At 42.0% G+C, this 8,709-nt stretch carries 8 protein-coding genes; 6 read left to right on the top strand and 2 right to left on the bottom strand.

Annotation, left to right across the window (positions count from 1 at the left end):
• The 3 genes from AT15_RS10305 to amrB all read left to right on the top strand — a co-directional run.
• Nucleotides 1-195: hypothetical protein (locus tag AT15_RS10305; RefSeq protein ID WP_161484673.1), on the top strand; the 195-nt coding region annotated here is incomplete at its 5' end.
• Nucleotides 196-211: 16 nt separating this feature from the next.
• Complete coding sequence (locus AT15_RS09245) at nucleotides 212-2,680, top strand: type II secretion system protein GspD (protein WP_161484672.1); 2,469 nt, start codon at nucleotides 212-214, stop codon at nucleotides 2,678-2,680.
• Nucleotides 2,680-3,507 carry an AmmeMemoRadiSam system protein B gene (gene amrB / locus AT15_RS09240; protein WP_068348825.1) on the top strand — a complete coding sequence of 276 codons (828 nt, stop codon included), beginning with the start codon at nucleotides 2,680-2,682 and terminating at the stop codon, nucleotides 3,505-3,507. Before AT15_RS09245 ends, amrB begins: the two co-directional genes overlap by 1 nt.
• On the opposite strand, the gene AT15_RS09235 is transcribed toward amrB, so the two are convergent.
• The gene (locus AT15_RS09235) at nucleotides 3,500-4,762 is read right to left on the bottom strand and encodes a sensor histidine kinase (protein ID WP_068348822.1); all 1,263 of its coding nucleotides are present in this window, start codon (nucleotides 4,760-4,762) and stop codon (nucleotides 3,500-3,502) included. The genes amrB and AT15_RS09235 overlap by 8 nt on opposite strands.
• Nucleotides 4,746-5,414 (bottom strand): response regulator transcription factor, encoded by a 669-nt coding sequence (locus AT15_RS09230; RefSeq protein WP_068348819.1) that lies wholly within the window; start codon nucleotides 5,412-5,414, stop codon nucleotides 4,746-4,748. The genes AT15_RS09235 and AT15_RS09230 overlap by 17 nt, the downstream gene beginning before the upstream one ends.
• A gap of 49 nt (nucleotides 5,415-5,463) precedes the next feature.
• Between AT15_RS09230 and AT15_RS09225 the strand changes: the two genes are divergently transcribed.
• From AT15_RS09225 to AT15_RS09215, 3 genes are read left to right on the top strand one after another with little or no spacing between them, the layout of a single operon-like run.
• Complete coding sequence (locus tag AT15_RS09225) at nucleotides 5,464-5,982, top strand: hypothetical protein (protein WP_068348817.1); 519 nt, start codon at nucleotides 5,464-5,466, stop codon at nucleotides 5,980-5,982.
• Entirely contained in the window at nucleotides 5,979-6,419 is a 441-nt protein-coding gene (locus AT15_RS09220) for a SoxR reducing system RseC family protein (RefSeq protein ID WP_068348814.1), read from the top strand. Before AT15_RS09225 ends, AT15_RS09220 begins: the two co-directional genes overlap by 4 nt.
• Nucleotides 6,412-8,709, top strand: coding sequence for an endonuclease MutS2 (locus AT15_RS09215; protein WP_068348838.1), 2,298 nt, complete (start codon nucleotides 6,412-6,414; stop codon nucleotides 8,707-8,709). The genes AT15_RS09220 and AT15_RS09215 overlap by 8 nt, the downstream gene beginning before the upstream one ends.

Here is an 8,709-nt window from a genome sequence, read left to right as displayed (position 1 = left end):
CTCGTGCAGTACAGCTACAAAGTCATAAAACGGCCTGAACAGTTGACGATAAATTCTCTTGAGGAAATCTTGAAATCTATAGGAATAGATGTAAGAACCATCGAAGTTGTGAATTCACTCGTTCTTGTGGGAACTCAAAAGCAGGTTGGGGAAGCATCCAATATAATAAACTCCCTCAACGAGCGCAGAGATTGAATACACAGTTATGAGTGTGCCCCAAGGGGTTAACCCGCAGGAACTTGAAGGCGTGCTGAAAGCTTTAAGTATCCCTGCGCGCGTAATGCAGGTGGGTCAATACATAATCCTTACCGGCGATGCCACAAGCCTTGCTGATTCAGAGAGATTAATCAGAAACATAAGAATGTCAGAAGCCACTTCTTCGGCAACGGTAACGACAAGCATGCTCAACTACAAGATAATGGCTATTCCTGAAAGTATAAGCTTTGACGAGATGATGAAAACTGCGGAAAGCCTTGAATTGAATCTTAAATTTGAAAAGATTGGCGATAACGCTCTGGTCATCGGGAAAGATTCTGAAATAACGTTCTTTGAGCGGGTTGTTATTGATATCGTCAAGGCGAAAAAAGCTTCGAGTAAAAGTGTAACTTTTGTAAAAAAATTGACCGGAATAGATGGAAATGACCTTTACGAGTATCTGACGGCGAGAGGAGTCGAAATATCGGTTACTGAGATTGCTGATGGCTATCTCCTTTCGGGAAATGCAGAAGAGTTAACCATGGCTGGCGAACTCATAGAATACTTAACCAGCGAACGCGAAAAGAGGTACAGAAAAGTTGAAAGAATTGCGTTGAGCCCTGAAAAGCTCGAAGGCGTATTTTCAGAACTTGCGATCGATGTCAAGCTCTTCGAACTAGACGATGCTTTGCTTCTCATTGGAAATGAAACAGAAATCGAAAGAGCGCAGAAGATAATAGACGATCTGAATAAGATGCCGACCGCAGAGGCAACAGAAAGCGTTGCTAAGCTTCCTGTGATCGATGGCTGGGATATATCAAAGGTAAAAGAATATCTGTTGACAGCCGGAGTTGAAATTGAAAGCCTATTTGAAATTGATGGCGCTCTTGTTGCTATCGGCACAATGGAGACCATCGGAAGGGCCAGGGAGCTTCTTTCGCTAATTTCAAATGATCAGGGCTATTATTTAAAGCTCAGCGGGGGTGTAACCGATGAAGAGCAGCTTCAAAACGTAATCTCAACAATGAATTTAAGGGTGAAGTACGTGGTGCTGGAAAATGGCTGGCTGCTTGTTGGGAACAAAGATGATGTCGAAAAATTGAAAGAAATCATGGAAAAGTCCAGCAAGAAAGAGTACATAAAATACGTCAAAGCAGTAAGCCCTGATGCTACGGAGCTCGTATCAATTGTCGAAGCAGCCTTCCCGCAGGTTAATGTATCCATATATGAAAAGCTCGGGATGTTGCTCCTGAAATCATACGATGAGGAAGCCCTGAATAACGCAGTAGAATTCGTTGAAGGGATTCTCAGCGTAAGAGACACAAAATCCCTGGAAGAAAGCATAAAAATCCATGACAATCTCGTTGATATTGATGTTGAGAAGGCTGACTTAAAAGCGGTTTTGAAGAAAGTTGCTGCAGACCTCGGAATATCGCTTCTCGTTGACGAAGCCATCGACGATACTATTACCATTTCGGCGAAAAACCTTAACTGGGAAGATTTCCTTTCAATACTCGAACACAAAGGATACAGTGTTAGCGTTGTTGGAAGCCTTTACGTAGTTTCCGTAAAGCAGGCCAATGCTGATAACCTGACCATTTCAGCCACTGAGGAGCAGATTTACAGAATTTATCATAACGTTGAAGAATTCAAATCCCTCATAGAATTCTATGGTGGAACGGTTTATTCCGATCCTATCAACGGAATTGTTGTTGTCAAGGGGATCGAAAGATCAAGGGTTCTGGAGATCTTGCAGAAACTCGAATCAGCATTCTCTTCTCCGAAAAAGCAGGTAAAGATAGAGACGAAGATCATGGATAAATCTCTATACGATAACCTGACCAAACAGTTGCAGGCATCTCTAAACTTTGGTTCTTCTTCACCGCAAATCGTATTCAACAAAGATTCCATAGGTCTGAGCTTTGAGGTCATGGATATTGTGGACTTCCCGGAGTTATTGGAAAACCTTATAACCACAGCTTCTGCAACTGTAACTGCCAGCCTCAGTCAGGATGATAGTGATTCTGACATCGTTTCAAATCCTTCAATAGTTGCTTTAAGCGGTGAAGAGGCGAGTATACACATAGGTGATACCATTCCTTACACAACGAAGAAGGTTCTTGAAGATGGCACCATTATCGAGGAATTGAATTATCTCAATACAGGTGTTGAAATGACCATAACACCAACTATTAACGGTGATGGAACGATCATGCTTGATTTGTATATAAAAGTGAGCGATCCACAACAGTATGGAGATTATTACGGAGAAAAAACCCGCGAGGCCCAGACAAAGCTCATGATTTCAGATGGAAACAGCCTCAGCATAGGCGGTTTGATAACGGAAAAGGAGACAGTAAACGTAACAAAATTGCCGTTCCTGGGTGATCTTCCTTTCATCGGCAAACTCTTCACTTCGGAGAAGAAATCGAAAGAACAGCGCGAAATGGTCATTATCATCACCGCGAAGGTGGTGGAACCGTAATGTTTAGAAGCGCAATTTTTTCCGGGAGATTTTACGCGGGATTTCCTGAAGAGTTGAAAAGTCAAATAGAAGCTTGTTTTCTCCACAAAATAGGTCCGGGGGAACTCCCCGGATCTGTTGTGAGAGAACTGGATAGCAATGTGGGGCTCATTTCACCTCACGCTGGATATATTTACAGTGGCCCGGTCGCCGCAAAAGGGTATTATGAAATCGCAAAGCTGGGAAAGCCCAGAAGGGTTATCCTTATCGGTCCTAACCACTCAGGATACGGGAAACGCCTTTCGGTATGGCCATCAGGTGAGTGGAGCACACCGCTGGGCACGTTGAAAATCGACGAAGAATTCACAAATGCCCTGGTTAACTCCATGGAGTACCTTTCCTTTGACACTTCCGCTCATCTGTACGAACATTCCCTTGAAGTTCAGCTGCCTTTCCTCCAATACCTTTTCGGTGATGACTTCAAGATCGTAACCATTACTATGATGGATCAGCGTTACGAAGTATCAAAAAGACTTGCTGAAAGCATTAGGGGCCTTATGAATGAAGCAGGGACGTTGATTATAGCATCCTCTGACCTGAACCACTATGAGGATCATGAGACCACTTTGAAAAAGGACAATTTCCTCATTGAACACATAACAAAGCTTGATGCAAAGGGGCTCTACGAAGAAGCCACAGCGAAAAGAATATCAGCCTGTGGGCTTGGGGCAATCTCGACGGTTATGATGCTTTTTGGAAACGTCTCGGTAGAAAAACATGCCACAAGCGGTGAAACTTCTGGCGATTATTCACACACAGTTGGATATTTATCAGCAGTGCTTACCTGAAAATCAACCAGAATATGTTTACGCCTTCCTCTGATTCCACCTCAAGTTGCCATGAATACTTCAAGGCGATATTTTTGGCTATGGTTAGCCCCAGCCCATGACCTTCGCTTTCAAAATTTAGCCTGAAAAAGGGTTCGAAGATTTTTTGTTTATACTCTTCCACGATTTTTGGACCTGGGTTAGAAACACCAAGCCTATCTTTTTTTACTATAACCGTTATATCAACATTTGGTGGAGAATGTTTAACAGCATTGTCCAGGAAGATCTTGAATACAGCTTCAAGAGGTTCTTTTGGCAACCTCATTACGGATTTCTCTTCGCAATCTATACGAATGTTTCGTGAGGGGTAAATATCTCTACACTCCTCAATGATACTGCTTATTAGATCGCAAAGGTCTATCTTTTCGAGTTTATCGTCCGTTCCTGATGAGCTCAACATAAGGAGTTTTGTAACGAGAGAGTTCAACTTCTCTGCGGTTTTGCTGATCGTGATAAGGGATTTCCTTGCAACTTCTTCGTTCTGAAGGCCCCAGCGTAATAGCATGTTGGTGTAACCAATTATATTTGCAAGGGGAGTCTTCAATTCATGAGCAGCATATGATGCAAAGCGCTTTTCTTCCTCCAGGTTAGCACGCAGCCTTTCTATCATTTTGTTGAGAGCTGAAATGAATCTGGCAGTATCTCTATCGAGGCCTTCTGCTGGCAGATACCCTTCCAGCTTTCTGGAGATTTCTTCAGCCTTTTCTATGAGTTCCCTGAAGCTTCCAGTTGTCCTGCGATAGTAGATAAATACGAAAATTAGCATGATTCCGGTGCTGACAACCCATACCAGAAAAAATGCCTGTGAGGTTTTCTGCAATATGATGGCTATTTTCTCTCCAGGCTGCGCTATGATGAGCTTTCCCTCAGGTGTTTCAACTATTGATGTGAAAATCATTTCAGAATCAACTTGCATAAATTCGTTGTTTTTTACCCGAGACAAATCCAGCTGCTCCGCAATATCCAGCGCATCATGCAGAACCCTAGAAGTTCCTCCCTTCAGCCAAAAAAGTGACACGGGAATTTTGTTGAGAATTCTTGGATCAATCCTGTTATCGCGGATTAACCTTATTTCTTTTGAAATCATTAGGACATTCTTTTTTGCGGTTCCTATGACTATATTCCTCACAAAAAGATAGGCTATCATTACCACAATCAAAGAACTGAGGATGCTTACCAGCGTTATAAAAAAGATATTTTTAGATTTTGAGTACATAACCAATCCCCCTGACTGTATCAATTTCAATATCAAGAGAGCTGAGTTTTTCTCTCAGGTATTTAATGTATACAGGAATAACACTCTCTGAAATGTTTTTTTCTCTTCCCCAGATGTGTTCAATCAGTTTTTCTTTATTGACAACTTCGCCCGCATTTTTATAGAGAAGCATGAATATGTCAAATTCAAGTTTGGTTAATCTGACCTGTTCACCCTTTGCTTCCAGTTCACGCATCGACGTGTTTATATGCAGCGGGTCGGTCAAAATCGTTTCTTCAGAAGTAAAATTGGAGCGAATTCTCCTGCCCAACGCCTCTATTCTTGCAATGAGCTCTTCAACATCAAAGGGCTTTGTCATATAATCGTCTGCTCCCAATTCAAAAGCCTTCAATCTTTTTTCTTTTGTGTTCAAGACACTGAGGACTATGATACCTACATTAGCATCCCTTTCCCTGAAACTGGATAGCAGTTCAAAACCGTCCAGCTGTGGGAGCATTATATCAAGAATGATTATTTCAGGTTTTTGCTCTTTGAAAAGCTTCAATGCCTCTACGCCTGTCTTGGCAGACATTGCATCAAAACCATAATGGAGCAATTCGAGTTCAAGAAGTTGCCTTAACCCTTCATTGTCTTCAACAACCAGGATTTTCAAGAAAACACCCCCGATATATTGATGATATAATTTTGCAGGAGGTGGAATAATGAAGAAGCTCCCTGTCTTTTTGACTCTATTATTTGCCCTTTTGGTTTATGGTCAAAACTCCATAGGCTTTGAGGGCTTCCATTTTCATTCTATACCCAATGACCAGTCTATTACATTGAAATATGATGGACTTTCTATTATATACGATGGTTCACGGGGGAAGAAAATATCGACAGAGGCAGGTATTGGTATTGGTATTATCGAGTCTTCTTCGGACCCCGAATTTCTTGAAGGCTTTCCCGTTGCAATAAAGGTTTTCTACGGTACTGTTTTTGATACGGAATTGATATCCTCTATTGGTTTTAGGTCTTCAAGCCGTACAGGATTTGTATGGCTGGCTTTTTCAAAGTGGGCCTGGACATTGTCAGTAGGGCCGAAGATTTATATCAGGTTCAACAATGCAGACGTATTTTTGGGCACTGAAATGGAAGTAAAAACCTTTTCAACGGGAGAACTGATGGGATTTTGGAGCTTTAACTTTGGTGTGAATTACACTTTCACAGGAGTGGTTGAATGAAAGAGCTGGCGCTGGTAAAAGAGATCAGGAAAGATTATGTGCTGTTGAGCAAAAATAGAACCGAGGCTTGTGGAAGTTGTGCCCTTAAGGATTCGTGCTCCACAACAGGAACAGTTGCCAGGAAAATTGAAATAAGAGCGCTGAAAAATAACGTAAACATTGCACCGGGAGATTACGTGGAAATAGAGGTTCCAAACTTTTCCGTATCCAAACTTGCATTTCTTCTTTACGGAATACCTCTTGCAGTGTTTATCGCAACGCTGCTCTTTATGATAGGATTGAACTTCTCGGAACTCCTTTCAGTATTGACCGCTTTTGGTTTCATGTCTCTTTTCTATGCCGGGCTTGCTCTTTATGACAGGAGGAGTAGGAGAAAGTTGATGCCGATAATTATAAGAAAGGTAAGTATAAAAGATGTCTTTAAAACAAATGAGTGAACTAAAAAGTATCATCGAACTTGATAAAGTGCTAAAAAATATTTCAAAGCACTGTTTTTCCGATTATGGCAAAGAAGCGCTCATAAACCTGGAACCTTTTAAAGAGGATTATCGCCTGAGGTTAAAGCGCTCTTCTGAACTATACAGGCTTATCCTGAGATATGGAGAGCCACCGCTGTATGGAGTGTTGAACCTGAAAAGCGAAATGCAGCAAGCACGCAGCGGGGCAATTTTAAGTGGAGAGCAACTCTCCAGGATAGCAAAAACCTTAAATGCAATCTGCCGGTTAAAGCAGTTTTTTGAACAGTATTCTGAAGATATACCGGAGTTGTGGTCGTTATTGAGCTCCCTCAATTGCGAAAAAACATTGATAAATGCCATAAATCATGCGATAAACGAAGAAGGAGAAGTCGTTGACAAAGCCAGCCCGTTGTTAAAAGAAATAAGAAATGAATTGAAGCAATTGAACAGAACATTGCGGTCGAAGCTTGAGTTGATAGTTTCTAATTATCGCACTGAGCTAACAGATTCCATAGCTCTTACCAGAGAAGGCCGTTATGTCCTTCCCCTTATAGCGAGCAGGAAGGCTCTTTACGACGGGATAATCCATGGGAGTTCCGGGAGCGGTGCTACCGTTTATTTTGAACCGAAAGAACTCATCCCTTTGAATAATCGGCTTCGTGTCTTGAAATCTTCCGAGGAAGAGGAAGTCAGGAGAATACTTCGTGAATTGACCACGAAATTTCTCAGGATTACGGATCGCCTTGAAGAGGATTTGCATATAATCTCTGAGCTTGATATTAACAACGCATCCGCAACGTACGCAAAGAAGCATCAGGGAAGCTTTGTTTTCCCTCATGATGGCAAAAGCATGGTGCTCTTGAAGGCGCGTCATCCTTTGATCGATGATGACAAAGTTGTGCCCATAGATTTTACATTGCCTGAGGAAACAGGTGCTGTTGTGATAACCGGACCAAATACCGGTGGAAAAACTGTTGCACTAAAAACTATAGGGCTTTGTGTTTTGATGACCATGTGCGGGCTTCCTGTTCTTGCGAGCGAATCTTCAAAGATTCCGGAATTCAAGAATGTTTTTGTTGACATCGGCGATGAGCAATCGATAGAGCAGAGCCTGAGCACCTTTTCTTCACACATCTCAAGGATAATTGAAGTGTTGAACAACTGCGATAAAGATTCGTTGGTTTTGCTGGATGAACTCGGTGCTGGAACAGACCCCGTGGAAGGAGCAGCTTTGTCTATGGCTATTATAGATACGCTGCTGGGTAAAAGAGCAAAGAGCGTTATAAGTACACATTTAAGTCCACTTAAAATATATGCGTTGAACAGGCCAGACGTCATGAATGCCAGCGTGGAATTCGATGTTGACACACTCAAACCGACTTATCACCTTATAATGGGCATTCCAGGTAGTTCCAATGCACTGGAAATTTCAAACCGCCTGGGGCTTCCGAAAGATGTTTTGAATAAAGCCAGAGAATACATGTCAAATGAATCGGCAAACTTCGAAACGTTGATCAGTGAACTCCATAAAGAACGCTCAAAAATGGAAATAATCAAAAGGGAACTTATTGAAGAGAAAAAAAGGCTTGAAGAGCTCAAAGAGAAATACGACGAGCGCTTTGAAAAGCTTAAAGAAAAGAGGCTCGGTGAACTCGATGATGAATTGAAAGAACTGGAAGAGAAGTTGAACGAAACCATCAAGAAATTAGAGAAATCGATAAGCCTTGGGCGTTCTGAAAAGGAGGAAGACAAAGTAAAAGCGGTTAAGGAACTTTATGAAGCAAAAAAGATGCTGAACAACATACCTTTGCAAAGTGTTTCAGGCAACGCCCAAATTGAAGCGGGGGATAACGTGAAAATACTTGATACCGGTGTAATAGCCGAGGTAATCTCCGTAAAAGATGGGAAAGCCTTTTTGAAGGCGGGGATAATGACCCTTGAAGTACCACTTGCGAAGCTGGAAAAAACTAAATCACATCAAAATGGTGAGAAAGAGGAGAGCTATTCAGTGATTTCGGGAATTGACAGTTCCAGCGATGAACTCGATATTAGAGGAATGACCACTGACGACGTTCCCTTTGTACTCGATGATTTTCTTGATTCGCTAATCAGGGCAAAAAGGAGCAAAGGATACATAATCCATGGAAAAGGAACGGGCAAGCTCGCTGAAGCTGTATGGAAATACCTTAGGCGAAGCAAGCTCGTAAAGCATTTTAGAATTGGCACTCCAAAAGAGGGTGGACATGGTGTTACTGTCATAGAGGTGTGA

The sequence above is a fragment of the Kosmotoga arenicorallina S304 genome, assembly GCF_001636545.1.
GTDB classification, from domain to species: Bacteria; Thermotogota; Thermotogae; order Petrotogales; family Kosmotogaceae; genus Kosmotoga_B; species Kosmotoga_B arenicorallina.
Note: the sequence above shows the minus strand (reverse complement) of the source record. Positions and strands in the feature narration are given on the sequence as shown.

Bases quoted from the DNA above. Each gene is read 5' to 3' on its own strand.
- AT15_RS09220 (WP_068348814.1), top strand. From the start codon at position 5,979: ATGAAAGAGCTGGCGCTGGTAAAAGAGATCAGGAAAGATTATGTGCTG.
- AT15_RS09215 (WP_068348838.1), top strand. From the start codon at position 6,412: ATGAGTGAACTAAAAAGTATCATCGAACTTGATAAAGTGCTAAAAAAT.
- amrB (WP_068348825.1), top strand. From the start codon at position 2,680: ATGTTTAGAAGCGCAATTTTTTCCGGGAGATTTTACGCGGGATTTCCT.
- AT15_RS09235 (WP_068348822.1), bottom strand. From the start codon at position 4,762: ATGTACTCAAAATCTAAAAATATCTTTTTTATAACGCTGGTAAGCATC.
- AT15_RS09225 (WP_068348817.1), top strand. From the start codon at position 5,464: ATGAAGAAGCTCCCTGTCTTTTTGACTCTATTATTTGCCCTTTTGGTT.